Genomic DNA, 25901 nt, shown 5'->3' with positions numbered 1-25901 from the left:
ATTATTTTCATTCTTTTGTTAATGGCTTTTTTGGATTAAGTTTTTCGTTGACTGGTACATCTTTTCGGTATAAACGTCGATATCGTCTCGAGACATGCGCAAACGGGCTACAGAAGTACCATACCCGATTTCTTTGCTGTCCACAGCCAATTCGTTAAAAATAGCATCTGCGAAGGCATCCAACGGTTCTCCTTGTGGATGCAATCCGGTTCCTCCCAAATCCGTGACTACCGCTGGAGGAGCAACTTCAATAACGGTGACAGACGTCTCGGATAGCTGGTGCCTTAAGCTTACGGTGTACGAATGAAGCGCTGCCTTGGTCGCCGAATACATGGGTGCAATCGCAAAGGGTGTAAAAGCCAGTCCGGATGTGACGTTAATGATTGCCGCCGAATCCTTGGTGGAAAAATAAGGAGCAAACAGCATGGTCAAGTGGAAGGGGGCTTCAAGATTGGTCGAGATTTCTTTCCTGAAATAACCCCAATTGTCTCTGGCATCTGACTGAAGCACATTAAAACGATGTTGAATGCCAGCATTATTGACCAGCACGTTCACTTCCGGATAGTTCGCCGTTACCCAATCAAATAGTGCTAGACGATCAGATACCTCTTCCAAATTACATACGCGAGTGATAAGACCCGGAACTTTGTCTTTCGCATCTTGAAGGACATTTTCACGCCGGCCGCATACAATCACGGTATTGCCGTTTTTAATAAATCGTTCTGCCAAAGCTAGTCCTATTCCAGTGCCTCCACCTGTAATCAATAGAGTATTGCCGGAAAGCTTCATGGTCGTTCCTCCTCCTCATTCTGTTTGATATAGCGTTCAATTTTTTCATCGATTGTAGGCAAGTATTCGGTCAACATTGCAATCTTGTCTAGTATTCTTTGTTTGTGTGCCTTCATCATGTCAAGCCGATGTTTAAGGGTGGCATCTCCTTCTACAATCCACTCCATATACTGCCTGATGCTTTTTATGGGCATATGCGTGTTTTTGAGACAGACGACAGCTTGAAGAAGCCCTATTTGACGTTCTGAAAATAAGCGTCTGCCTGCATCATCGCGCTCGATTAGCGGAAGCAGTCCTTTCTTTTCATAATAGCGTAATGCTGATTCTGGAATATTGAATTTAGCTGACACTTCACCGATGGAATTATACTTCATTTGGAGGCCTCCGATCCTTCATTTCAATGTCGACATGAATAGGATACGACTTAAACCATGGTTTAAGTCAAGGCTTCAAATGAAGTGGTTGAATTATTCAGTTCATCATGAATATACACTAATCACCAACGACATAATAACCTCCAGAGGTGAAGATCATGAGATGCATATATTGTGATAACGTACAGCAACTAAAGGGCAAAAAACATAAGTGCTTCATTTGTGCCATCACAAAACCCCGTTAACAGACTAATCAAAGCACTTCACTTCAGCATTTAAACACTTTTTCGGTCAAACACCATTTAAAGGAGTTGCAACTATGGGAATCTTATCTGGTAATCAAAAGGATGAACCATTACATTACGGGGAGATCTATGATTTGTGGCAGTTCTCAATGACGGCCAAAGGCTGTGTTTCTGCCAACCGAGCATATCAGTATCATGTTGGGGATAATGACCTTAAGAAAATACTTGTCGACATCATTAACCAAGCTGAGCTTGAAATAAGTGAGTGCGATTCTATATTAATAAATAATGGTATCGTGCCTTCCCCTTCTTTACCTGAAAGACCTGAAACTAAATTAGAAGATATTCCGGTTGGTATAAAGTTCTCCGAACAAGAAATCGCTTCTATGGTTGGAGCTGATACCTCCCTTAGCTTAGTTGCATGTAGTCAAATTATGAGTAAGGCAACACGAGAAGACATTGGGGCCCTATTTGCTAAATATCACGCAACCAAAACAGCAATTGGAATGAAAATCCTTAAAATTAGTAAAGAAAAAGGTTGGTTGATCCCTCCTCCGCTTCAAATTAAGAGACCAGAGCTTGTAGAAGCTTAATTATTGTATAGTCAAAATCGTGGACGTGGCATCTGCATGTTACGCTAAGCAGAACTATAGCCACGTGACTCAGGTGAAAGTTCAGTGACTCCTTATTTACGAAAAGCAGGGAAGTTGCAACCTATAGGAAATTCCATCGAATAAGAAAATGAGCCAGGGTCCGATTAAATTCGGCCTGGCTCATTTTTAGTTTACATCGCATCTTGTCTGGCTCCATACAGCTCTTTCTTAGCGACATAAATTCCCGCTGTGTCGAGTTTAAAAATCACGTCGATGTGGTCATTGTAGATGATAACTTTATCGTCGTAACTCGACAAAATTTTCATAGCAGATTTTGCGATATTCGTTTATGATATAGGTATTTTAGTCCTTTATAACTATATCCAGGGTGGAAAATGGTTGCCGGTGTACGACAAGAAAGGAGCGGAAATAAGCGATTGGATTTATTTTTATGGGAGTATAGTCCTAATAAGAAGACGAGGCTTAATGATTAGATTTTAAATTGTAGCCGGAGGAATAGAAAGATATGTTATCAACTAGATTTTTCAAAAGAAATAAGCAAAGATTTATCACTGTCATGAACGTGCTTTTGGTGCTGGCCGTGTTGACTGTACAGTTCGCGTTTGGCGCAAGCAGCGTCAAAGCGTCAAATGCATTGCTGTGGAATAATCTAGAACCTGTTGCAACTCCGTCCCAATCAGCTTGTTCACTTTCTGTTTCTGCGTTGAATGGGGTTCCGTATGTTGCCTATTGCGATGAGAACAATCAAGTGTGGGTAAAAAAGTATAATGGCACAGGATGGGACCAGCTTGGCGAGGCAGCAATAGGCACGGCTGCAGCCGATACTGCTTTGGCTGGCAATAAAGCAGTGGCCCTATATATCGATCCGGCTAATCCTGCCGCTGTCCCCTATGTCGCATACACAGACACCGATTACAAGCTCTGGGTCAAGAAATTTAACGGTAGTAGTTGGGACACGCTGGGCGGCGGAGCAGTGTCGGGGGACGGGGCGGCATACATCAACCTCTATGTTAGTGGCGGTATTCCCTATGTCGCTTATTCTGACTATCATTATGACATGAAAGCGACAGCAAAAGCGTACGACAGCGTTTCCGACACTTGGAATGCACTAGGAAGTCCAGGTTTTACAGCGAAGATGGCAATATCACACGCGCTGAGTTTGCAGTGATCTTGAATCGCGTGTTCGAAATTAACGGAGGTGACAATCCTAGTACTGCATTGAAGGACATTGATAGTCACTGGGCAAAAGAATCCATTGAGAAGCTCCAAGAGGCAGGGTTAATCAGCGGCTACGAGGACGGTACGTTCAAGCCGGATAGCACAATTACACGCGAGGAAATGGTTGTCATGTTATCTCGTGTAGTAAATCTCAACAATGTAGCGAAGGACACGACCAAGGGTAACTTCAATGATTTAGATAGCTCGTATGCCGCAAACGAGATCAAAGCCGAAGCACAGGCTGGTATCATCAGCGGTATTGCAGATGGGAAGTTCGATGCCAAAAGTAATGCCACACGTGCAGAAGCTTTGCAAATTATCTTGAATGCGCTGGAGCTTAATCCGCAACTGAAGACGCTGTTGGATTCGCTCAATTAATAGTTCACGCCTCACCTCCATAAAAGTACAAAAGACACCTTCGGGGTGTCTTTTGTTTAGAGTAGGACCCATTTATCGATCCTAATGTTCACAACTGCGAGGATACAGCTTGTACTGCCTGAGACAGCGATTTGCAGTACATCTAAAGCTTCTTCTGGCTGCGGAAACTAGCCCTCTCTTGATATTCCCTTCCAATACTTGGCATGATAGAATCAAGTATCAGATTCTATTACAAAGGGGCGAATTCATGCAAATCCACCAAGAACCGGGCAAGGCTGTTCAGGATACGGGGCCTGCCGCTGCTGAATCCGATTCATTGCATTCACCTGAACGCGTATCAGCAGGCAACTTCTCCGGCGCCGCTCTGCAGCGGGCGAGGCAGCAACCGCAAGCGATGAGCCCGGCGCAGATGATGTATTTGCAGCGCACGATCGGTAATCGCTCAGTCGCCGAGCTGTTTAAGCAGCATTCGCCGGAAGCCAAGCCGGCCGAGGAGTCAGGTGTGAAGCCAGCAGGGCCGAAGCCGATTGCGGACGCGGGCAGGATACAAGCAGCGCCTGCAGCCTCTCAAGATGCTATTCAGCGTAAGGTGTATATCAAAAGGACGCTAATTGGCGGCTATCGGCACAAGACCAAAACCGGCCGCGGCAGCGAGGGCGCAGGGGGACGGAACGTCAATACGATGATCGGGGATGACAAGTCCCGCTATTTTAACAGTAAGGATGAGATGTCGGAATATGCGGCGAACACCACCGAAAAAATCGGGTACGTCGACAAGACGGATGCCTGGATTCGTATTCCGGATGAGTTGACGGTCATCGGGGAAATACATACGGAGACTACACTGCATGATGTGGTTAAAGCTGTGGGAACCGATAAGTTTATGTATGAAGGCTATACCGAGCATCCGGCAGAGGCTGCGGACAATCCAGAGCTGGAATCGGCGATGAGTCAGCGGGATGCCGTTGGCCATGCCAAGTTCGGCGGCATCGGCACCGGTCCTGGGGCCAAATCGCACTATGCGGAAAGCTTTTATCCGAAGGTCATTCGAGGCCTGCAAGGTCTGAATGTCAGTTACGATTATCGGGTGATGGGGTCGGAAGCGGAGAAAAAACTATTCGGCATGGCCATTCGATTTGCGGCAAGCGCGGATGAAGAATCCCCGCTGTATCAGACTTACGCCGCTCAGGAAGATTTGTGGCAAAGGACCGCGGCCAGCCTTGAAGGTGATGACCTCTCGGCGGAACCTCTAACGGAGGCTATGAACGCTGCGAAGAGCAAAGCCTTGTTTACTGCCTTTATCCGGGATGTGACGGCTTATGCCACGCAGAAGGCTCAGGAGGAACAAGCACAGGCATCAGCTGAGGATAAGAAGGCTTTTGCCGACAATTGGCATGTAGCCAAGAAGGATTACGGTGCCGCAGGGTCTGAGATCATGAAGGCGGAGAAAGCCCGCGACTTCTCCATGTTCCAGCATATTAAGAAAGCGAAGACCGACGGCTACCTGTTGTACGGGCTTGGCGATCTGCATCTGCAGCGGATTAAGGAGCTGCTCGACGCGGAGGGCATCAAGTCAGTGAACATGAATACGTTCATGGATGAGCAGAAGACGACGCACCCGCAGACCTGATTTCAAAGGACAGACGAGATTATCCCAAAAGTCATCAAGATGACTAAGGGGCGGTCTCTAGCCCGACGCTGGCACTCATGATTCTATGCGGCATGATTACGTGGAAGTTATCCGGCTATTATGCGCTGCTGCTGCTGTCAGGTCTGGAAAGCACACCGAAGGAAGTGCATGAGGCCGCGCTGCTGGATGGCGTAACCGGACTGAAAAAGTTCTGGCAGATTACGCTGCCCATGATTTATCCGCAGATGTATACGGTGTTGATTTTAGCGATCGGCATTGTGTTCCATATCTTTACCGAACCGTTTGTTCTCACAGGCGGAGGACCTAACTTGGCTACGAATACATGGCAAATCGAGATTTACAATCAAGCGTTCACCCGCTTGAGCGCAGGCTACGGCACAGCCATCGCGGTTATCAATGCGAGAAGTGGGGGACCAAGCATGGCTGGTAAACGGCTTAGATTAACCTTATTGTATGTCTTTGCTTCCGTACTGCTCTTGATGAATGTGTGGCCATACATCTATATGATTTTATCCTCCTTAGCGCCTTGGGATCAGGTGGACAAAAGCTTGATTCCCACACACTTCACGCTTCGATCGTACACCTGGATCTTTACGGGAGGAGAGAGCGGGGCTTCCCGACCTTGGCTGGGCGCGTTGTTTAACAGCTTTTTCGTAACGCTGAGTTCCACGCTGCTTATGCTTTTCTCCGCCGTCCTTGTCGGCTATGCGATTACGAAGCTGAAGTTCAAAGGGAGCCGCGCAATCAATACGATTATTTTGTTCCAAATGTTTTTCCCGGCGGTCATCATCCTGGTGCCAACGTTCATGATTGTCAAAGAAATGGGACTCGTGAACACCTATCTGGGTATGATTTTACCGAAATCCGTGAGTTTATGGGCGATCTTCATGTACACGAACTATTTCAGGGGCATTCCGAACGAAATGATTGAAGCGGCTAAAATGGACGGCGTCTCCGAGATGCGGGTGGTCTTCCAGATCATCATGCCGATCGCCAAATCGATCACAACGATTCTGTTCTTGTTCATGGAACGTTGGGTGGAGCTGCTCTGGGACATGCTGGTCGTCAAAACGGAGAAGCTGATTACGCTGAACGTCATGCTTGCGCAAATGTTCGGCCCGTATCAGGAGTATCCCGGCCCGCTGTACGCGGCTTCTGTGATTCTGACGCTGCCTGTGCTGATCCTGTTTATTGCGTTTAGCAAGAATTTTAAAGAGGGCATGCAGTTTGCTTTGAAGTAAGGTAAAAAGGGAGGCTGTTCCAAAGTCATTAGACTTCTGGGGCGGCCTCTTTTTTAAAATGCAGTTATATATATGTATGTGTATACAAATATTTTAAAAATAACAGAAAGTAGTGTATGATTTAAATATAAACGTATACACTTATATTTATGTGGGTACATATTTTAAATGCGGGAGGTGATTTCATGCCTAACTTATCAAAAATTGATTTCAGTGGTGTAAAAGAGACTTTTTTGGATGTCTTTAACAAACTCAGCCTACCTGAAGAAGAATTTTTTGATTTGATTCGTCGATACCCGGACATCAACAAGCTTGATGATCTCATAACCGTTATTCAAACGGAAGACAACAGCAAGGAGAAGGTAATCTACCCCGAAATCATAGAGTTGTTTGAGAAATATTATGGACTTGTCGATTCAAACATACTTAAAGAAAATCAAGTAAGTTACTATCACATTAAAAAGCTTGAGGAAATGGGCAAAATTGTTAAACTTAAACGTGGGCTCTATGCGCTTCGAGATACCCATTATGTTGTTGAAGAAATAGTAGAAGCTTCTTTTTTTGTACCCAAAGGAGTCATATGTCTGTACTCGGCCTTGGTTCATTATGAACTAACCACGTTTACGCCTAGTGAGCATAATTTTGCCGTATCCCGTAAAGACAGAAAACCTGCTCTCCCCAATTACCCTCCCATTCGACTTTTTTCTTATGATGATGACACGTTTGATATAGGAGTTGAAAAAATTGAAAAGGAAGGGCATGTAATTAAAATATACGATTTGGAGCGAACAATTTGTGATGTAGTCAAATATAGAAATAAGCTTGATGCCAATGTCGTTAAAGAAAGTTTGAATACCTACTTCGCTCGAAGGAATACAAATTACACAAAGTTACTTAAGTACGCAGCCAAGATGCGCATAAAGACGATCCTTAATAACTATCTTGAGGTGTTATAGTTGATCACAAATGTTGCGGCTTCAGTTATTGATCGATTGAAAAATGTTGCAAAAGCAAATAACAAAACCTTTAACGTCATCTCCATTCTTTATTATCAGGAGCGTTTCTTAAAACGCTTGTCAATGTCCGGTTATAAGGAAAATTTCATTCTTAAAGGTGGTTTGTATTTGTATTCTGTCACACAATTTAAATCTAGACCAACGAGAGATATGGATTTCTCAGGCCGTAAAATCAACAATGATATTGCTGTGCTGGTGGATATCGTTAAATCAATATGCCAGTTACAACCTGAAGATATTGATGATGGTATTGTTTTTCATGTGGATCGAATCGTGTCAGAGACTATCAAAGAGGATGCAGAGTACGAGGGAGTCCGGATAAAGATACCTTGCTCGTTAGGCAATATGAAGGAAACCTTGCAGCTAGATATTGGGTTTGGGGATGTGATTGTACCAAGTCCTCGAATCATAGACTTCCCCGTTCTTATTCCAACAATGGAAAGGCCGGAAATATTCGTCTATACCGATGAGTCTGTCATAGCGGAAAAGTTTGAGGCGATGATCTCTCTGTCCGTAGCAAACAGTAGAATGAAGGATTTTTTTGATATATTCACGTTGGCCCGGACTACATCTTTTGAAGGGATACGCTTATACGAAGCTGTGTCTGAGACATTTAAGCGAAGAACAACTTATACCGAAAGAGAACACGTTATTTTTATGGCTGACTTTTATAGGGATAGGCGTAGAATTGCGATGTGGAGTGCATTTATTAATAACTTGAAACTGGAGTATTCACCCACATTCCAAGAGGTTATGGAACTTATTTATTTCTTTCTAAAACCAGTGTATGATCATGTACTGAACGAAAATGAGTACCTGGCTATTTGGGATCAGCACACCTTGAGTTGGAAGACCGGAGAGACTGCTGTTCTCTGAGTTACCAACCTTTCTCTCAATACACTTCAAAACTGCCCTACGACAAATTAAATATTTCAAGACACTGACATAAAGAATTAGTTGAACGAACTTGAAGATAGGTGAACCCATGCAAACACTCAAAAAAATCACAGACTTTGACATACAAGGCGGAGCATTCACGCTTCTGAACCGAGTCTCGCGCTATGCTGCGAGAGGCGTTCTGCTGGATCAGGACGGGAACGTGGCGATGATGGACATGACGCGGGTAGGGCTGCTTAAACTGCCTGGCGGAGGCATTGAGGCCGGGGAGGAGGAGGGGGAGGCCTTTCTGCGCGAGATTCAAGAGGAGACCGGCTGTTCGGCGGAAATTGTGCATGCGCTGGGCTATATCGAAGAGCATAAATGGCGCAATTCGTTCATGCAGCATTCGGCCTGCTTCATCGCGAAAGCAACAGCGGTGGGCGGCCCTGTGTCCTTCACTCGGCAGGAGGCTGCCCTAGGGATGCAGGTGACATGGCTGACGTTGCCGGAAGCCCGGGAGCGCTTGGCGGAGGCATTGCGGGGCGTCGAAGACTACTCGGATCGTTTTATGCTGATGCGCGACCTTACGATTCTGGACGAAGCCGCCAAATGGCTGGCTGGATACGGCACGACGATCCCAATCCGCGCGTTAAAATACGGCAACCGACCGCACTACGACTGGGAAACGACGCTGCTGGAACGAGGAGACGCCCATCTCTTTGTGCTGGGGCACGCTGGTCGCAAGCTGCGGCATTACACAAAGGGACAGACGTTTACGATCGACCGGTGGACGGTTGAATTTTTCCCGTTGGATGCTTGGTTTACCGTGAGTGCGGACGTTGTTGACGGACAGATTGTCCAGTATTATTGCAACATTTGCGAGCCGCCTCGCCTTGATCAGGAGGGGGTTTCGTTCATTGATTTGGATCTTGATCTCGTCTATAGAGACGGCGTCTGGCAAGTCGTGGATGAGGATGAATTTGCCGAGCATACTGTGAAATTCGGGTATCCGCCTGATCTGGTTGACCGCGTGTGGCAAGAGCTGGCGAAGCTGCAGGCGCGGATTGCGTCGAGGCAGTTCCCTTTTAATGGGGCGATAGAGAGGCTTATCAGCCAGACACCGCACGAGGTATGACTAGCAAAATGCAGGAAGGCGAGCTCGCGCAGCTCGCCTTTTCTATTACTCGACGTCAAGGTTACCGTCCAGGGAATGAAGTTCGTAGGCTTCGCTGTCATGCACATAGCGAATCTTCAACGCTGCGCCTGCCTGCCGAAGGCATTGGCGAATTTGAGCCATGGCGCCGAAAAGCTGTGCAGCCGCCTTCTTCGGCTCACATTGCGGCCAGAAGGTGTCCGCCAAACGCTCTTTACTCACCAAGCAGTTGCGATGATGGAGCAAATAAGCGAAGAGCTCCTGCGCCTGCGTCGTGCGCCAAGGGATGTCTGGCAGAGGCGCCAGCTCGCAGCTAGCTCGATTGTTCCTCTCCTCTACACGCTGAACGGTTTGAATTAAGCGGCTGCGCTGCAACGGCTTGAGCACATAATCAAGCTGATTGAACTCGAACGCTTCGATCGCATACACATCATAAGCCGTCATGAAAATAATTTTGGCTGAAGGACACGTCTGCAGCAGCTCGTCCGCGACCTGCATGCCATTGATCTCGGGCATATGGATATCCAGAAAGACGATATCCGGCTGTGACAGACGGGCGGCTTGCAGCGCCTCAGCAGGGTCTGTATACGCAGCCGTGACGGTAAGTGAGGTTAGTTCTTTCAACATTTTGTCCAACTGCAGCAAGGCAAGCCGCTCATCATCGATTAAAAGTGCTCGAAGCAAGTTCATCCCCCCTTCTTTGCTTCATGCTGGCGTTTGACGAATTGAAAAGAAACCTGCGTCCCCTCGCCGGGACGGCTGTGGATCGTGAGCCCGGCGCCGTACATTTGCTTCAAACGCCGATTCGTATTCCACAACCCGATGCCGCTGCGCCCCTTAGCTGCAGGATCCAGCAGTTGGCGCACGCGCCCTTCATCCATACCGACACCGTCGTCTTCGACCGCAATATGGACCACATCGGACTGTTCCATGATCCGAATCGACAGTGTTCCTCCTTGAGAACGGCTGAGCAATCCATGCTTGACCGCATTTTCGATCAAGGGCTGCAGTACGAGCGGTGGGAGGAGCTGCTGCAAGTCTGCCTGCACGTGCCAATCGACGGTTAGCCGATCTGCAAATCGAGCTTGTTCAATAAACAGATACGATCGCACAAGCTCCAGCTCGTAGGCGAGGGGCACAAGCTGCTCCAGGTTCCACATATCGAAGCTGATGCGCAGATACGCGCTAAATGCTGCAATGAGCTCATTCATTTGATCCGTGTCGACGCTGCTTAAAGCGGTTATGGAATTCAACGCATTGAATAAGAAGTGCGGTTGAATTTGCGCCTGCAGATAGGCAGCCTCCATCCGCAGGCTGCGGCTGACCGACTGCCGGAGCGTCACCAGGGCGCGCACGCGCGCCTTGAGCTCTACGACATCGGTCGGCTTCGCGACGTAATCATTCGCGCCGGACGCGAAGCCGGCGTACACATCCTCTGCTCCGCTGCGTGCCGTTAACAGTAGAATCGGGAGCTCGAAGCTCGAATACCGCTCGCGAATACGCTTCGACAGCTCATAGCCAGACATATGCGGCATCATCACATTCGCAATGACCAGGTCCCAAGGGCGTTCCGTCAGCCGAGCGATGGCTTCCTGACCGCTCGATGCCGCGGCAATATCATAAGGTTCCCCGTGAAATAGGGCGCTGAGCACGCTCAGATTCACAGGGTCGTCATCAACCGCCAATATGTGGAATCGTCCCGAGTCTTGCCCAGGCCCAGGTTTCGGCGTGGTCGAATCTTCCATGATATGAAAGGTGTTGGGCCCATCCCCCGTCTGCGGGGATAATGGGATGGCAGCTGCGATGGAGTCTGTTTTTTCGGCTAAAGGCAGTGTAAACGTAAAAGTCGCCCCCTGGCCCGCTTGCGACTCTAACGACAAGGACCCGCCTTGCAACTGGATCAGCTGCCTGCAGAGGCTGAGTCCCGGCCCCATCCCTTTGCCGTTCCCGGCGTTTCCGTGCTCATAGGGCTGGAAAACGCTTTGCAGCGTCTCCGCATCCAGACCTGCGCCAGTATCAACGATATACACGTATGCCGTGTGGCCCCGAGCTTCGGCCTTTATTGTAACGGCGCCTTCGTTCGTAAACTTGATGGCATGCCGAAGCAGGCTGAAGAGGATTTGAATGACGCGCTGCTCGTCTGCGATCACAAGCGGAAACGGTTCGGGAATGGCCATCTCGAAGCGAATCGGCTTATTCGTCATGAAGCGCACCATGTCGAGCACACCGGAAACGACGGGGGCAAGCCGCAGCTCGTTCAAGCGGAGGAGAAGCCGGTTCTCCTTAATGAGCACAAGATCCGACAATTCATTAACCATGAACGAGAGGCGGTGACCGATCGTAATCAGCAGCTCCAGATCGGCATCATTTTTCCCGGCCAGAGGTTCCTGACCTCTCTCCCGCACAGACTGCGCGATATTGATCATATCGTGCAGGGGTGTTCTTAATTCGCGCGAGGTGGAAGCGAGGAATTCATCTTTCATTTTATCCGCCTGCTGAAGCTCCTGCGCCAACCGGGTCGCCTGCTCGGCATGCCAGAAATACTGTTTGAACCAATAGGCGGCGAAGCTCACGATTGCGAAGAAGATATCGTAAGGGTAAAAGCCGAAATCCAGGAGGGTCCGGTTTTTGATAATGCCCCAAATAATGCTTGATGTCACGCTAGAAATCGCGAGCAACAGGAAAATAGCGTCGCGATGCTGTTTGGTTGCCATTCTCAGCAAATAGACAGGCGCAAAAATCGTGGAGAACGTCGTGATCAGTGTAAAAAGGACATTGCATTCGACCAGCAGCTTGGCGGGGGCCAATAAAACAAAGAGCACATAGGCAAAGCAGCAGCGATAATACCAATGGAATACCCGGTACTTCCGATTTTGCGGAAATAACCCTTCGGTCATTTTTAAAATGAAAATAGCTGTTCCTGTGTAAGATAGATACACAATTTTCACAGTCCACTCATAATTGATGGCTGGAAACATTTGTAACAGCAGCTTGTCGTTATCGATTAGAATGCACAGCATCAAGGCTAAGGTAAGTAGAAAGAAATAGGCCGGCATCTTCTGGCGGCGGTTAAGTAGAAAGAGTAAGCCGGCGTATATCCCGTGCAGCGCGATCACAACAGACAATCCGAACTGAAGGGCGGCTTGTTGCCGTCGTTCCTGTTCGGCCGCTGCTGCACTTCCCAGTCGAATGGGCCGCAGGATACCGCCGCCCGGTGGATATTTATAGTTGGCGACCTGGAGAACGAGTTCGATTTCGTGTTCATTCGTCTGAAACGAGGTAGCGTATGAAAGGGTTCTCGCTTCATAGCGTTCCGCCTGTTCGGCTGGCTGCCCCAGTTTCATGAGGGATGTGCCGTTAACGAGCAATTCCGAGGAGGTGCGAATGATAGGAACGATCAGTCCATAAGAAAATCCAGGCTGCTGGTCAACCAAAATACGCAGGCGGTACGTGCCATAGCCGTAAGAGGAGCCGTTCGGCATGGCTGAATTCCAAGGGCCGGGGACATGCAGCAGACTCGGTTGCAGAGGAGGTCCAGCGCTCGCTGAGTTCCGGGGGAACAGCCATTGCCCAGGATAAAACGCCCATTCCCCCTCTAAGGGGATGGTTCGAGTGCTGGCAAAATCCCAATTCCGCAAATCGATGACCCCTTGCACGGCGTGCGGATGAGGAGGATCCATATGCCGGGATACCCACATCAGACGCAGACCGGTAAGCAGTAATAGAAACAATATAAGAATTAGCGTTATTTTACGTTTCGTCATAATCCCTATATAGTTCGACAAAAGCTGTCGTATTCCTGCCTTTCCTACTGGGTCTAACGGTTCGCGTGACACGATGCACCCGGATACCAGTGCCGCGATCAGGCATAATGAAAGGCGCTTTGCCAGCATAGGCAGAGCGCCCTTTTCATGCGTTCGGGGCCTGTTATAACAAAGAGATGACCAACAAGTTATACAGCACCAGCGGCAGGATGACATTAGGCTGTACCCATGGGTTGGGAGCCCATGGACCACCAAAGGCACGGTCATTTGAGCTCGACACATGCAGATACAAGTGACCTTCGTCAACTTGTACGATGACGCCCTCATGCACTTGTCCGTTCATCATCTGAACGCGCACAGGGCGGGTGACATGGTCATGGCACAAGTTGAAAAGCTTATCCTGCACGTCTTTGACATGCTTAGAGAGGGCCGGGTCCGCTTGATACAGGGTTTGCTGAGGTTGAAGCATGGGTTGGTTCATGGTAATTCCTCCACAGGATGATTTTAAAATTATCCTATGCAGGAGCCTAGCCGATGGTGTCTTTTGCTTTTTGAGAAGATGTGCTGTGCATTGAGCCGCCTACGCTTCTGCATTACAATGAAGGCATAGGGATTGAAGAAGACAGGGGGGGGCAGTGTGGGCCAACTATACGATACGTTAGCTGCTTTTTTCCTGCAGGTGCCCATTGACATCTACGGCGTTTTTCAATGGTGCTTTTAAAAGGGGAATACCAAGGCCATAAAGCGAAGCCAACGACCAAAAGCGGGATCTTGATCGCGCTGAGGGGCGAAGCGGATTTTATCTATGAAGGGACTAGCTATGCTATGCGTCAGGGGGTCACCCTCATTGGAGGATACAACCGTTCGATGGAGATCGTCGTGCACTCGGCGGAGTTCGAGTACTTTTTGGTGCACTTTTTGCCGGTGACGCCGGATTCGGAACAGGCACGGTTGATTCGGGAAATCCATCTGTTTCATATCGATATGGATGCTTCGCTTTTGCAGATGATGAAAGAACTGCGGCGGCACTCAACCGGGCTCGGCCATCTTGAGCTGCTGGAGAGGAAAACGTTGTTCTACCAGTTGGTGAACAAGACGCTGGCCTACGAGCGTTACCTGCAAAACAGCGAGAGCCATTCCATGATGGAGCAGACGATTGCATACATCCGGCAGCACTACGCGGAGCCGATCACCTTGGAGAGCCTTGCGGAACAGCAGGGGATGAAGGCGAAATATTTTTCACATCTGTTTCAAAAGTATACGGGGCTTGGTCCCATCCACTATTTGATCCAGTACCGGATGAAGATGGCGTATGAGCTGCTGATGACGACGCCGTTTGCCGTGGGGGATATCGCTCGCAGTGTTGGGTATCCGGATGCGTATTATTTTAGCCGGTTGTTCAAGAAGCATTACGGCATGTCGCCAACCGCGCTGAAAGAGAGTGAGTAGAAGGAATAAATCCATGCGTCCATCGGGAAAATCTCTATTTGCGGGAGCGGGACAGGGTGATACCATATTAACGATAATGATAATCGTTATCACTAATATACCGCGATTTACGAGAGGGAGATTCAGATGAAAAGACGTTATATGCCGCTGGTCACGGCGTGTGTCATGGCGCTGCTGCTTGTGGTGGTTAGCGCATGCTCCAGCAGTTCGACATCCAGCAGCGAGAGCAGCAGCAGCCCGTCCTCAGCGCCTTCTGCAAGCGATCAGCCGACGAAAGCCAGCTTTCCAAGAACGATAGCCAGCGCCAAAGGGGATGTCACCATTGCGAAGAAGCCAGAAAGAGTCGCCCTGGTTCACTGGGGCCTGACCCAAGATCTGCTCAGCTTCGACATTCCGTCGATCGGCTTGGCGCTGCCTTTTACAGAGCAACAGTCGGTACTCGACACCCCCGTGTACAAGCCGTATACGAGCAAATTTAAAGAAATTAAAATTGTCGGGGAGAATACCGAAGTGAATTTGGAGAAACTGCTGCAGTACGCGCCGGACCTGATCATCGCCGGCACGGCAACGAATCAGAAGGTGGCTGATCAGCTCGCGAAGATTGCGCCGACCGTATTCCTTGATGAAGAGAAGATGGATGTCTGGAATGACTGGCAGGGTGTGATGACGAAATTTGGCGAAATGCTGGGCCAGGAAGACGCGGCGAAGCAAGCGATTGATACATTTGCGGCTAAAATTGCGCAAGCGAAGGATCAACTGAAGAATGTGCAGGGCAGTGTCGCTTATCTCCAAGTGAGGGAAAAACAGATGTGGCTGCAAGGCACGAAGTACGCTGGCCATTACTATGAGCCGCTGGGTCTGAAGCCGCCGGAGCAGGCGAATGGGGAAGGCGCAGCGCTTACGCTGGAGGGCTTGGTTCAGATCAACCCGGATTATTTGTTCCTCGGGTACTTTAATTATACAGATAAATCATTGCTTGCACTTGCTGACGAGTGGGAGAAATCGGACGTCTGGAAGACGCTTAAGGCTGTAAAGAATAATCGCGTATATAAAATCGACGGCTCACTCGCCTATGGCTACGGCCCGCTCAGCAGAACATACGGGGTTGATGAGATTGTGAAGACGCTGAAATAGAGAGAATGGAAGAGCACCCTGCGGGGTGCTTTTTTTTCTTGAAAAAAATTTTGAAAAGATGAAAGTTGTTGGAAAGGTATCTTTGGGATTTAGTGGAATATATGATTGAAGTAGATAATAGGGGGATTTCATTTGATTTTATTGTATGTTTTTTTGGCAGTAGCTGCGGTGGCGGGGATTACCGGGATCGCGCAACTCGACTTTGGCATGGCAGGCATATCTTTTGCGCTAGGCCTCTGTATTGTAGGCATTATTCTGGCATTTAAGCGGGAAACAAAGAAAACGCAGCAGTTCATCGGTTGGCTGAAAGAGAATAAAGACGCGATCTATAACGAAAGAGCGGAATATGCGGGCGTTCCGATCAGTCCTTATACCATACTTTCTCAGTATCAAACAGTGATTTCGCTTGGTGTCTTTACCTCTACAATTCCATCGAGAATGTTGATACGCGAATCTGGACAATCTACAGCATTTCAACTCGGTTACTCGTTGTTTGCGGTGATTTTTGGATGGTGGGGACTGCCTTGGGGGCCGATTCAGACGGTACGTGCATTAATTAGCAACGCTGCCGGGGGTTATAAAATAACGGTTCACGAAATGATTCATTTCGGTAAAGCGCGACCTAAAGTAAAGGGGATGCCGCCTATTGTCAAAGCGGTGTACAACAATGAATTCAACAAAGTTATTAAATTGGTGGACGCTGGTAAAGATATTCATGTCAAAGATTCGGAAGGCAGATCCGCTCTTTTACGCGCTGCTGAGAACGGGAATGTCGAGATGTTCAATTATTTGGTCGATCATGGTGCTAATCTGCAGGAGAAGGATAAGCACGGAGATACATTGTTAATTCGTGCTTCCGTAAACGGCAGCGGTGCTGTTGTGAAGAGGCTGCTTGAGTTGGGCAGCAATCCTAACGATGTCAATCAAGACGGAGACTCCGCATTGACGCATGCCGCAAGCCGTGGATATACGAATGTCATTGGTCTCTTGTTGGAAGGGAAAGCGAATCCCAACTTAGCTCATGATCATCGGCTGACGCCGCTGATGATGGCCGCTTTATTCGGGGAAACGGCAGCCGTCAAGCTGCTTCTGGCCAAAGGGGCCGACCCTGCGATAACGGATGGCAACGGAATGGCCGCTGAAGGCTATGCGGAGAGACGAGGCCATCAGCATATTGTTGAGTTGCTGCGATCTGCTATGGAGTCCCGCCAGAAAGTGATGGCTTAAATTGTGTAGAAAAGACGCCTTTATCTCCACACAGTGAGTGGTTGTGAAGGCGTCTTTTTTAACAAGATCGCGCCATTAGCCATTACTGGCGGTCGTTTTAGTGATTATCGAGTCAATTGATTAATTGTTTCGGATATGCCGACATAACGAGTGGTTGAACTTCCCTTTCCAGCCCCGCTAGGGTATGTTTAATCATATTGCACGCGTGTGCATCTGTACAGAAGCGGTGCGGATGTTACGTTAGTGCATCGCGGGCCGACGGTGTATCAAGGGATCAAGCCTACCCTGCTGCTCGATATTCGCAATCTGATCGAAAAGGGCAGGATCAAGTTCTACGCGGAGTCCGCCATCACGCGCATTGAGGATACCTGTGTCCAAGTACAAACTGGCGATACGCAGCATAAGATTCCCAACGATTTCGTATTCTCCTTGATCGGCTATCGACCGGACGCCGCCTTGCTGCGGGACGCGGGGGTCATCTTCGATCCTGCGACGGAGATCCCGCATTTTGATCCGGAAACCTATGAAACGAATGTGCCGAATCTGTTTGTGGCAGGTGTCGTGACCGGCGGGATCACCAATAAAGTGTTTATTGATGACGGACATCTCCATGGGCTCGAGATTGCGAAAAAGATTGCTGACCGGCTGGTCACCGCAAGGGCTTGACCCCATTGTTGTTCGGTTGGCACGACAATGTAGATGGGAAGCGCAAGAAACGTGCCGGGACTGTGCGGGAAGCGGGGCAAGCATGCATCCAGAGGTGGACGCTCGATACTGCGCATCTCGTTTGCGGGAACTGAGGGGGTACTTGGATCGAGCAGCGAGCCTGCAAATAGGCAGGAATTTTCCCCGTTCCCTTCCCGATTGATGAAATGCCTGCAAGAGAGCAGGAATTTTTGGCGATCCCCCCATGTTTGAGCGAGTTTAGCCTAAAAAACCTGCTTTATCGCAGGAATTTTGTGGAAAATGGCATTTTCACAAAAGAATCCTGTCTTTTTGCAGGAATTTCTCTGTTTCCCTGGCAAATTTTCCAAGCCGGGGTTTAGCCCTAGCAAAGCCAAAAAGCTGCTCCGCCAGAACGGCGGGCAGCTCCTTATCCACGTAGGCTTTACTGACCGGCATTCTTATCCGGCTGATGAATCCCGAACAGATTACCTTCCGGATCGATGTAGTATCCCTGCCACGCCATGCCGGGCAGCGCGTATTTCGGCAGAGCGACCGTGCCGCCCAGACGAAGAATAGCCGCTTCCGCCGCATCGTAGTCGCCGACGCCGATCGTGCAAGCGTAGCCGCTCAGTGCCTGACCAGGCTGCGGTGCCGCACCATGACGCTGCATCAGCGCGCCATTGATACCCATTTCTTCCCCCTCGCCAGTGACGGCGCCGAAATAAGGCATGCCGGCATACTCGCTCCAGTCCTCGAATTTCCAACCGAAAATCTCGCCGTAGAACGCTTTGGCACGCACCATATCACTCACATGAATCTCAAAATGTACGACTCTTCCCATGGTTGCCTCCTAAGGTTTGGCTTTGCATAATCTCTTCTATAGACAGGGTTTCCATTCCTACTTGAAATATAAGTTTCTTTAGCAGGTGTACCCATCCCGTAGGCAGTGAACAATATCCGAAAAGGCTGCTTGTCCTTTCCCGAAAAATGTGATAACGCTTCCCTCGTCCAAACGTGTAGAATAGATAGCGACAATTTTGCCTGGCAATCAGGAAGGGGAGGCATCCCGTGTTCTACTCACTCAAAAACCGCTTAATCGCGTTCTTCGTGCTTCTGCTCGTCATCTCGTTCGGCACGATGTCGTTCCTGTTATTCCGCGAGTCGCGCGCTACGATTCGTTCGTATATTGAAACCTCTGCGCTGGAGAAAATGGATGAATACGGCTCCTTCGTCAGTACGGCGGCGTTGCAGATGTACGACCTGGCGTCGCTCGTCTACAACAGTGAAGAAACGAAAAGCTGGGATCACGTTCAGCTCGATCCTGCGATTCCAAGCGGTGAGAAAATGCTCGCGAACATCCAGATGAGCAAGTTTCTCACCCATGCGGTCAACAGCTACTCCGGCGTCTCGTCGGTGTCGCTCTACCGCAAAGACGGCCTCATTGTCAGCGACAACAATGACATCTCAAGCGGCTGGTCGTATCGGCAGTCCCCTTGGTACAACGATTTTGTGACACGGGACAACCACTGGGTGTCGGCGCATACGGATGATTTGGAAATCAAGCGGTCGCGGCCCTATCCGTTTCTCAGCCTGCTGCTGCCGGTGAATGACTTCGAGCCGGCGCGCGCGCAGACGGTCATGAAGATCAATGTCGGGGCCGACTTTTTCCTGGAGCCGCTGAATCGCATTCACCTTGGCGAAAAGGGGACGATCTTCCTCCTCGATCAGGAGGGAAGCCCGATTCTGTCCCAAGAGCAGTACGCCACCCATGCGGAGGCGGTAAAGGAAGTGGACCGCGTCCGCCAAAGCAGCTCCAGACAAGGCGTGGTCAATATCCGGGGCAGCTCCGGCGACACGGACATTATGGTCTACCAAAAGCTCAAGCTTAACAACTGGATGCTCGTCGGCTTCGTTCCGGAGACGGATCTGTACGCCAAGCTGTACAAGCTGCGTTCCACGATGTTCATCGTCGCTGCGGTTCTGCTCGTGGCGGCGATTCTGCTGGCGACGTGGCTTTCTTACGGCATCACGAAGCCGCTCTCGCGGCTCACATCGGCCATGCGCTACGTGCAAAAAGGCGAGTTCTCGATCGCGGAGAAAAGCATCGCGGCCGAGGGCGTCGTCCAGAGCGAGGTCGCTTTCGTGACCTCCTCGTTCCGCACGATGGTGCAGCAGCTCCGGCGCCACATCCAAACGGAGTTCGAGCAGAAGCTGCTTCGCCAGCAGGCGGAATATAAGGCGCTGCTGATGCAGATTAATCCGCATTTTCTGTTCAACACCTTGGAGCTGCTGAGCAGTCTGTCCATGCAGAGGCGGGCGGAGGACAGCGTGAAGGTTATTGAAGCGTTAGGCAAAATGATGAGATTCTCGCTCAATAGCAACGAGGATCTGGTTTCGCTCAAAGAAGAGCTGGCTTATTTGCGCCAATATATCGCCATTTTGAACGTGCGGTTCAAGGAACGGCTGAACATCTCCATTGACACCCAAGGTCCGCCGGAAGGCCGGCAGATCGTCAAATTCATTCTCCAACCGCTGGTCGAAAATGCGGTGAAATACAGCTTCGCGATGCAGGAAACAGCCAAGGTGCGCATCGCGGTAACGGTGGAGCCCGAGCGCATCGTGCTCAGCGTCGTAGATAACGGGCCGGGCATGCCAGCCGGTTTGACCGAGCGTCTCTACGAGGAAACGGCGCACTCCCGGCTCCACGATGTGCTCAGCCGCAGCGGCGGACAGATCGGACTGCGCAACGTGCTGGCACGCTGTGCGCTGTACTACGGCAAAGGCTTCGTGTACACGATCCGCACGAGCCGCGAGGAAGCCGACCACGGCACGGAAATTGAGCTAAGCTTGCCGATTAAGGAGGGAACGACTCATGTATAACGTGCTGATCGTCGACGACGAACCCGAGATTCGCAAAGGTATCACGATGAAGGTGGACTGGGCGCGGCTGGGACTGCATATCGCCGGGGAGGCGGGCAACGGCAGCGAGGCACTGAAGGCGCTGGAGGCTGCCGACCAAACAGGCGGCATCGACATCGTCATCACGGATATGAACATGCCGATGATGGACGGGGTGTCGTTCCTGGAGGCGTGCCGCGAGCGGCATCCGGAACTCCGAACCCTCGTGCTGACGGGCTACGAGGATTTTCATTACGCGCGAGCGGCGGTGCGCAGCCAAGTGCGGGATTATTTGCTCAAGCCGGTGTCCAAGGACGAGCTGGAGGAGGCGCTCCAGAAGGTGACGCGCGAGCTCGACCAGGAGCGGCGGCAATCCCAGCAGCAGGAAAGCATGACCTGGCGGCTCACGCAGTATTACCAAGAGATGAAGGAACACTTCGTCGTCCAGATTGTCAAAGAGGAGCGGGAGCACGCCCAGGCGGTGCGCGATCGCGCCAAGCTGTTCGAGCTGGAGGCGTGGGACGGCTTGCGCGTGCGCATGCTCACGATCGGCCTGCGGGAGCGTTCCGTGCAGCCGGATTGCGGAGAGCGCACGCCGGATAAGCTGCGCCTGCCGTTCGAGCTGATCTGCAAGGAATTTGCCGATCAGTCGGAGCCTCCGCTGCTCACTTTCAAGGACATCAGCTATCCGGGTCTGCTGCACCTCATTGTGCCGGAGCAGGGGGACGCCTGCCAGCAGGTGGCCGACAAGCTACGCACACTAGTCGTGCAGTACTTGTCCGTGGAGCCGGCCATCGGCATCGGCAACCCCTTAAAGGGCTTCTCACACTGGCGCGAGGGATACATGTCCGCGCTGCTGGCATGGAACTTGACCGAGACGAAAAGCGGCGCGTCGCTGAAAGGCGAGGGCGTGGAGCCCGAGGCGCTGCACGAAGAGACGTTCCAGAAGCCGCGGATGATTTTGCTGAAAGGCGACATGGCGGCGTTTCAGCGCATCGTGCGCCAGGAGCTGGAGAAGGCGTTCGGCGTCTCGCAGGCGTATTTTGTAAAGGTCATTTTCCGGCTGTATCTCGGCATTGAGGCGGCTGCGCACGAGTCTGGCGTCGAACTCGACCGCAAGGACGAGCTGTGGATGCGCCCGGATCTCGTGCTGGGCTTTCACACAGTGGAGCGGGCGGAGCAGTTCCTGATCGAAATGGCGCAGCGCATTCAGCGCCGAACGAGCGAGGAATCCGGCTTCCAGGCCGTGAAGCAGTTCATCGACAGCCATTACATGTATGAGCTGAATTTAACCATGCTGGCGGAGCGGTTCAACTATTATCCGTCGTATTTTTCGGAGCTTTTTAAGGCGAAGGTTGGCGTGACCTTCATTCAATACCTGAACGATGTGCGCATGACGCATGCGGTTCGGCTGCTGGAGGAGACGGCGCTGTCCTTATGGGACATTGCGGAGCTGACGGGGTTTGCCAATGCGAGCTACTTCTCGTCCAAGTTCAAGAAGCAATACGGCCTCTCGCCGTCCGAATACCGCCTCCAACGCAAAAACGAAAAAAGTGATAGCGAACTGCCGAAGAAATGAGATTCTGGTTCGCTCGCGAAACTTGTATGCTTATTTTGCAGCCGAGAAAGCTGCAGGATAAGCATACTTTGTTTCTACGGCAGGAGGTTGTTGCCCATGGCGTCGCGCAAGTCTTCCGCAGTATGGCGGCATAACGGCACCGCATATTTATTTTTACTCCCTTGGCTGATCGGCTTGTTCGGCCTGACGCTGGGACCGATGGCAGGATCCTTATATCTGTCCCTTACCAAATACAATTTACTCAACAGTCCCAAATGGATCGGCGTGGACAACTACACCCGCATTTTTACCGAGGACGAGTCGTTCCGGCATTCGATGCTGACCACGTTCCGTTACGTTCTTCTGGCGGTTCCGCTCCGGCTCGTATTCGCGCTTGGCGTGGCGGTCATCCTGAATAAAGGGATCAAGGCGCTCGGCGTCTACCGCACCGTCTACTACATTCCGTCGCTCCTTGGCGGGAGCGTGGCCATCGCCATCGTCTGGCGGAAGCTGTTCGACGGGGACGGTTTGTTCAATCTTGGACTCAGCCTTTTCGGCATCAAAGGGCCGGCGTGGATCGCCAACCCCGACTACATTCTCTACGCGATCGTCGGACTTTCTGTCTGGCAATTCGGCTCGGCGATGGTCATTTTCCTGGCGGGGCTCAAACAAGTGCCGACGGAGCTCTACGAAGCGGCCGAAGTGGACGGCGCGGGCAAAGTGCGAAGCTTTTTCCGCATCACGCTCCCGCTCTTGTCGCCGGTCATTTTCTTCAACCTTGTCATGACGATTATCGGCTCCTTCCAGGTGTTCACACCGGGGTACGTCATCGGAGACGGCCGCGGGGGGCCAATCAACTCGACGCTTTTCTACACCTTGTACCTGTATCTAAAAGGGTTCTCCTTCTTCGACATGGGCTATGCCTCGGCGCTGGCTTGGATTCTGGTGGTCATTATCGCCATTTTTACCGCTATCGTGTTCGTGACCTCGAAGTATTGGGTATTTTACGGCGACGGCAAAGATGAAGGGAGGTGATCGTATCATGGCAAATGGAATCGCTTACGGCAAAATCGCGCGGCACACGGTCATTATCATCATCGGCCTGCTGATGCTCTACCCGGTGCTGTGGCTGATCAGCGCCTCGTTCAAGCCGAATACGCTCATCTTTTCCGATACGAGCCTTTGGCCCAAAGAGTTCACTCTCGCGCATTATCGGGATGGCTGGAAAGGATTGCAGGGCATTTCATTCGGGCGGTTTTTCGCCAACTCGGCGGAGATTTCAGTTCTCTCTGTGCTGGGCAACCTAATTACATGCTCGCTGACGGCCTTCGCTTTTGCCCGGCTTGATTTCAAGCTCAAAAAGTTCTGGTTCGGCATTATGCTCCTTACAATCATGCTGCCCTACCATGTCACGCTGGTGCCGCAATATATCGTGTACAACAAGCTGGAGTGGATCAACACCTACTTGCCGCTGATTGTGCCGAAGTGGCTGGCCCACGACTCTTTCTTCATCATGCTGATGGTGCAGTTTATCCGGGGCATCCCGAAAGAGCTCGACGAAAGCGCGACGATCGACGGCTGCTCGCAGGTGCATATTTACTGGCGCATCGTGCTTCCGCTGATGGTGCCGGCGCTGATTACAACCGCGATTTTCACCTTCATGTGGGCGTGGGACGACTTTTTTAGCCAAATGATTTACTTGAACCGTGTTCAGTTGTTTACCGTGCAGCTCGGCATCCGCTCCTTGTTCGACCCGTCGGGCCAATCCGATTGGGGCGCTCTGCTTGCAATGTCCGTGCTGTCTCTGGCGCCGGTTCTGGTCATCTTCTTTTCCTTGCAGCGTTATTTTCTTGAAGGCATCTCAACGACTGGGCTTAAGTAACTCCAAGCTATATATTTGATCTAGGGGGATGAAGCGATGAAGAAGAAAATGGGTTTACTCACATCATTGGTGGTTATGACCGCGTTGGCAGCGGGGTGCAGTTCAGGCGGTACGACGGGGGGAAGTTCCGCACCGTCTACGGCGGCAGCTACAGCAGCAGCGACAACTGCGGCGAAATCGCAGGAACCGGTGGAGCTTCGCATCATGTGGTGGGGCGACCAGAAGCGGGCGGACAAGACGAACGAGGCGCTTCGCGTTTTTGAGAAAAAGAATCCGAATATCAAAGTTGTCGGCGAGTTCGCGCCAAGCTCCGGGTATTTTGACAAGTTGAATACGATGATTGCTTCCGGCACGGCTCCGGACGTCTTCTTCCTCGGCGGCAACGTCATCGACTACGTGAACAAGGACGTGCTGCTCGATATGAGCCCGTATGTCGGCAAAGAGCTGAACCTGAGCGACATGGACAAATCGATGATTACGTACGGCACGTTCAAAAACAAGCTGTACCACATCTCGGCCGGCGCCAACGCACGCGGCATCGTCGTGAATACGGAAATGTTCAAAAAAGCGGGCATCCCGCTGCCGCAGGAAACGTGGACGTGGGCGGACTACGCCTCCATCTCCAAACAAATCTCCGACAAGCTCGGCGCGGGCTACTATGGTACGTATGATTACACGAACGACGGCATGGGCATTTTCATGGGCCAGCTGAACAAAGTCGTCTACGATATGGATAAAAAGAGCGTAGGCTTCGACCAAGCCGATGCCGAGAAATGGTTCGGCTACTGGGCCGACCTTCGCAAGAACGGCGGCATGGTCACGCCGGAGCTGCAAGTGTCCAACCCGCCGGGCGACACTAGCAAATCGCTGATCGTTACAGGCAAAGTCGCGATGGGCCTCATTCCTTCTAATCAGCTGGTGGCGCACCAGAACCTGATCAAAGATCAGCTCACCCTGCTGCAAGTGCCTAAAGGCGAGAACGGCAGCAATGCCGTTGCTTTTGAATCGAGCCAAGGTCTGTCCGGCTATGCAAAAACGAAGCATCCGAAGGAAGTCGCGCAGCTCATGAGCTTCTGGATCAACGACCCGGATGCCGCCAAAATCCTCGGCAATGACCGCGGTGTACCGGTGACGACGGCGATGCGCGACCTGCTCAAAAAGGACGCGAACCCAGTCGAGCAAATCATCTACGACTACCTGAACCGCGTGTCCGAGGCGAACAAAACCCAAAACATCAAATTCACCTACAACCCTCCTGGCTTTACGGAGTACTCCAAATTGCTCGATACGACGATCCAAGAGATCTCTTTCGGCAAAAAAGACGTGAAAAAAGGCGTAGGCGACTTCTACACCGGTGCGGTGAAGATTTTTAACGATAACAAGTAAGCGTTGACTCCCGTGAACGGGAAAAAGTGAAACGGGCTGCCGGGCGGCAGCCCGTTTTGTGTATTGGCGGGGCGCTGGAGAAGCGGGCCCGTATGGGTGAGAAATAAGAGTGGCAAACCACTCTTATTCGAGGGAATTGGCGCGCTGCGGGGAAAATAGCAGTGGTAAACCACGCTTAACGGCCGCTGAGCGCGCGAAACCCCCGCCTTCGCGGTGAAATAGACGCGGTTTACCGCGCTTATTTCGCAGCTGGCCGGCGGAAGAGAGGGAATAAGAGTGGTTGACCACTCTTATTGAGCTGCAGGGGCTTGGCGGTTTGGTGGCTAAACTGCCTGAAAAGTGCCCGCTAAGGGTGCCCAGCCCCTCTTAGCGCGGCGGA

The 25901-nt window shown here is 50.9% G+C and carries 23 protein-coding genes and 1 pseudogene; 18 read left to right on the top strand and 6 right to left on the bottom strand.

The window, feature by feature from the left end; translation table 11 throughout:
- Positions 1–18: 18 nt before the first annotated feature.
- Together ABE504_RS25105 and ABE504_RS25100 are read right to left on the bottom strand one after the other, a co-directional pair.
- Positions 19–789, bottom strand: coding sequence for an SDR family oxidoreductase (locus tag ABE504_RS25105; RefSeq protein ID WP_430094116.1), 771 nt, complete (start codon positions 787–789; stop codon positions 19–21).
- Complete coding sequence (locus ABE504_RS25100) at positions 786–1163, bottom strand: MerR family transcriptional regulator (RefSeq protein ID WP_430094114.1); 378 nt, start codon at positions 1161–1163, stop codon at positions 786–788. The genes ABE504_RS25105 and ABE504_RS25100 overlap by 4 nt, the downstream gene beginning before the upstream one ends.
- Before the next feature lie 319 nt (positions 1164–1482).
- Between ABE504_RS25100 and ABE504_RS25095 the strand changes: the two genes are divergently transcribed.
- The 9 genes and pseudogenes from ABE504_RS25095 (at position 1483) to ABE504_RS25055 (ending at position 9540) form a co-directional block, all read left to right on the top strand.
- Positions 1483–2001, top strand: a complete 519-nt coding sequence (locus tag ABE504_RS25095; protein WP_430094111.1) for a DUF3231 family protein — start codon at positions 1483–1485, stop codon at positions 1999–2001.
- A gap of 526 nt (positions 2002–2527) precedes the next feature.
- Positions 2528–3190, top strand: a complete 663-nt coding sequence (locus ABE504_RS25090) for a hypothetical protein (protein ID WP_430094108.1) — start codon at positions 2528–2530, stop codon at positions 3188–3190.
- An 11-nt stretch (positions 3191–3201) separates the two neighbouring features.
- The gene (locus ABE504_RS25085) at positions 3202–3618 is read left to right on the top strand and encodes an S-layer homology domain-containing protein (protein ID WP_430094328.1); all 417 of its coding nucleotides are present in this window, start codon (positions 3202–3204) and stop codon (positions 3616–3618) included.
- Between the two features lie 247 nt (positions 3619–3865).
- On the top strand, positions 3866–5248 hold the full coding sequence (locus ABE504_RS25080) for a hypothetical protein (RefSeq protein WP_430094106.1): 1383 nt from the start codon (positions 3866–3868) through the stop codon (positions 5246–5248).
- 77 nt (positions 5249–5325) lie between these two features.
- Positions 5326–5601 (top strand): annotated as a pseudogene (locus ABE504_RS25075) (carbohydrate ABC transporter permease); the annotation flags it as partial.
- An 87-nt stretch (positions 5602–5688) separates the two neighbouring features.
- Positions 5689–6510: a carbohydrate ABC transporter permease gene (locus ABE504_RS25070; RefSeq protein WP_430094325.1), complete on the top strand. Its 822-nt coding sequence runs from the start codon at positions 5689–5691 to the stop codon at positions 6508–6510.
- Positions 6511–6695: 185 nt separating this feature from the next.
- Positions 6696–7466, top strand: coding sequence for a type IV toxin-antitoxin system AbiEi family antitoxin domain-containing protein (locus ABE504_RS25065; RefSeq protein WP_430094103.1), 771 nt, complete (start codon positions 6696–6698; stop codon positions 7464–7466).
- A complete protein-coding gene (locus ABE504_RS25060) occupies positions 7467–8402 on the top strand; it encodes a nucleotidyl transferase AbiEii/AbiGii toxin family protein (RefSeq protein ID WP_430094100.1) in 936 nt (311 codons plus the stop codon). It abuts the gene before it with no gap.
- Positions 8403–8511: 109 nt separating this feature from the next.
- Positions 8512–9540 (top strand): DUF402 domain-containing protein, encoded by a 1029-nt coding sequence (locus tag ABE504_RS25055; RefSeq protein WP_430094099.1) that lies wholly within the window; start codon positions 8512–8514, stop codon positions 9538–9540.
- A gap of 45 nt (positions 9541–9585) precedes the next feature.
- Here ABE504_RS25055 and ABE504_RS25050 read toward each other — a convergent pair whose 3' ends face one another.
- From ABE504_RS25050 to ABE504_RS25040, 3 genes are all read right to left on the bottom strand, one after another.
- Positions 9586–10242 (bottom strand): response regulator, encoded by a 657-nt coding sequence (locus ABE504_RS25050; RefSeq protein WP_430094098.1) that lies wholly within the window; start codon positions 10240–10242, stop codon positions 9586–9588.
- Positions 10243–10244: 2 nt separating this feature from the next.
- Positions 10245–13343 (bottom strand): ATP-binding protein, encoded by a 3099-nt coding sequence (locus ABE504_RS25045; protein ID WP_430094096.1) that lies wholly within the window; start codon positions 13341–13343, stop codon positions 10245–10247.
- Between the two features lie 142 nt (positions 13344–13485).
- The gene (locus ABE504_RS25040) at positions 13486–13803 is read right to left on the bottom strand and encodes a hypothetical protein (RefSeq protein ID WP_430094093.1); all 318 of its coding nucleotides are present in this window, start codon (positions 13801–13803) and stop codon (positions 13486–13488) included.
- A gap of 227 nt (positions 13804–14030) precedes the next feature.
- On the opposite strand from ABE504_RS25040, the gene ABE504_RS25035 reads away from it, so the two are divergent.
- From ABE504_RS25035 to ABE504_RS25020, 4 genes are all read left to right on the top strand, one after another.
- Positions 14031–14771, top strand: coding sequence for a helix-turn-helix transcriptional regulator (locus ABE504_RS25035; protein WP_430094090.1), 741 nt, complete (start codon positions 14031–14033; stop codon positions 14769–14771).
- A 126-nt stretch (positions 14772–14897) separates the two neighbouring features.
- A complete protein-coding gene (locus tag ABE504_RS25030; RefSeq protein WP_430094089.1) occupies positions 14898–15905 on the top strand; it encodes an ABC transporter substrate-binding protein in 1008 nt (335 codons plus the stop codon).
- Positions 15906–16037: 132 nt separating this feature from the next.
- Positions 16038–17132, top strand: coding sequence for an ankyrin repeat domain-containing protein (locus tag ABE504_RS25025; protein WP_430094086.1), 1095 nt, complete (start codon positions 16038–16040; stop codon positions 17130–17132).
- Between the two features lie 207 nt (positions 17133–17339).
- Entirely contained in the window at positions 17340–17798 is a 459-nt protein-coding gene (locus ABE504_RS25020) for an NAD(P)-binding domain-containing protein (protein WP_430094083.1), read from the top strand.
- 442 nt (positions 17799–18240) lie between these two features.
- Here ABE504_RS25020 and ABE504_RS25015 read toward each other — a convergent pair whose 3' ends face one another.
- On the bottom strand, positions 18241–18639 hold the full coding sequence (locus ABE504_RS25015; RefSeq protein WP_430094081.1) for a VOC family protein: 399 nt from the start codon (positions 18637–18639) through the stop codon (positions 18241–18243).
- 227 nt (positions 18640–18866) lie between these two features.
- Here ABE504_RS25015 and ABE504_RS25010 point away from each other — a divergent pair, with 227 nt between their 5' ends.
- The 5 genes from ABE504_RS25010 (at position 18867) to ABE504_RS24990 (ending at position 25522) form a co-directional block, all read left to right on the top strand.
- Entirely contained in the window at positions 18867–20678 is a 1812-nt protein-coding gene (locus tag ABE504_RS25010; RefSeq protein WP_430094079.1) for a cache domain-containing sensor histidine kinase, read from the top strand.
- Entirely contained in the window at positions 20671–22275 is a 1605-nt protein-coding gene (locus ABE504_RS25005) for a response regulator transcription factor (RefSeq protein ID WP_430094077.1), read from the top strand. The genes ABE504_RS25010 and ABE504_RS25005 overlap by 8 nt, the downstream gene beginning before the upstream one ends.
- A 96-nt stretch (positions 22276–22371) precedes the next feature.
- A complete protein-coding gene (locus ABE504_RS25000; protein WP_430094074.1) occupies positions 22372–23289 on the top strand; it encodes a carbohydrate ABC transporter permease in 918 nt (305 codons plus the stop codon).
- A 7-nt stretch (positions 23290–23296) separates the two neighbouring features.
- Positions 23297–24136: a carbohydrate ABC transporter permease gene (locus ABE504_RS24995; RefSeq protein WP_430094071.1), complete on the top strand. Its 840-nt coding sequence runs from the start codon at positions 23297–23299 to the stop codon at positions 24134–24136.
- Between the two features lie 36 nt (positions 24137–24172).
- Positions 24173–25522, top strand: coding sequence for an ABC transporter substrate-binding protein (locus tag ABE504_RS24990; RefSeq protein WP_430094067.1), 1350 nt, complete (start codon positions 24173–24175; stop codon positions 25520–25522).
- Positions 25523–25901 lie beyond the last annotated feature (379 nt).

This window comes from Paenibacillus oryzisoli (assembly GCF_050467285.1).
In the GTDB taxonomy this organism is placed as follows: domain Bacteria; phylum Bacillota; class Bacilli; order Paenibacillales; family NBRC-103111; genus Paenibacillus_E; species Paenibacillus_E oryzisoli_A.
Note: the sequence above shows the minus strand (reverse complement) of the source record. Positions and strands in the feature narration are given on the sequence as shown.

Coding starts and splice junctions, on each gene's coding strand:
- ABE504_RS25070 (WP_430094325.1), top strand. CDS start 5,689: ATGGCTGGTAAACGGCTTAGATTAACCTTATTGTATGTCTTTGCTTCC.
- ABE504_RS25035 (WP_430094090.1), top strand. CDS start 14,031: ATGGTGCTTTTAAAAGGGGAATACCAAGGCCATAAAGCGAAGCCAACG.
- ABE504_RS25105 (WP_430094116.1), bottom strand. CDS start 789: ATGAAGCTTTCCGGCAATACTCTATTGATTACAGGTGGAGGCACTGGA.
- ABE504_RS25040 (WP_430094093.1), bottom strand. CDS start 13,803: ATGAACCAACCCATGCTTCAACCTCAGCAAACCCTGTATCAAGCGGAC.
- ABE504_RS25015 (WP_430094081.1), bottom strand. CDS start 18,639: ATGGGAAGAGTCGTACATTTTGAGATTCATGTGAGTGATATGGTGCGT.
- ABE504_RS25005 (WP_430094077.1), top strand. CDS start 20,671: ATGTATAACGTGCTGATCGTCGACGACGAACCCGAGATTCGCAAAGGT.
- ABE504_RS25095 (WP_430094111.1), top strand. CDS start 1,483: ATGGGAATCTTATCTGGTAATCAAAAGGATGAACCATTACATTACGGG.
- ABE504_RS25090 (WP_430094108.1), top strand. CDS start 2,528: ATGTTATCAACTAGATTTTTCAAAAGAAATAAGCAAAGATTTATCACT.
- ABE504_RS24995 (WP_430094071.1), top strand. CDS start 23,297: ATGGCAAATGGAATCGCTTACGGCAAAATCGCGCGGCACACGGTCATT.
- ABE504_RS25080 (WP_430094106.1), top strand. CDS start 3,866: ATGCAAATCCACCAAGAACCGGGCAAGGCTGTTCAGGATACGGGGCCT.
- ABE504_RS25030 (WP_430094089.1), top strand. CDS start 14,898: ATGAAAAGACGTTATATGCCGCTGGTCACGGCGTGTGTCATGGCGCTG.
- ABE504_RS25000 (WP_430094074.1), top strand. CDS start 22,372: ATGGCGTCGCGCAAGTCTTCCGCAGTATGGCGGCATAACGGCACCGCA.
- ABE504_RS25100 (WP_430094114.1), bottom strand. CDS start 1,163: ATGAAGTATAATTCCATCGGTGAAGTGTCAGCTAAATTCAATATTCCA.
- ABE504_RS24990 (WP_430094067.1), top strand. CDS start 24,173: ATGAAGAAGAAAATGGGTTTACTCACATCATTGGTGGTTATGACCGCG.
- ABE504_RS25055 (WP_430094099.1), top strand. CDS start 8,512: ATGCAAACACTCAAAAAAATCACAGACTTTGACATACAAGGCGGAGCA.
- ABE504_RS25065 (WP_430094103.1), top strand. CDS start 6,696: ATGCCTAACTTATCAAAAATTGATTTCAGTGGTGTAAAAGAGACTTTT.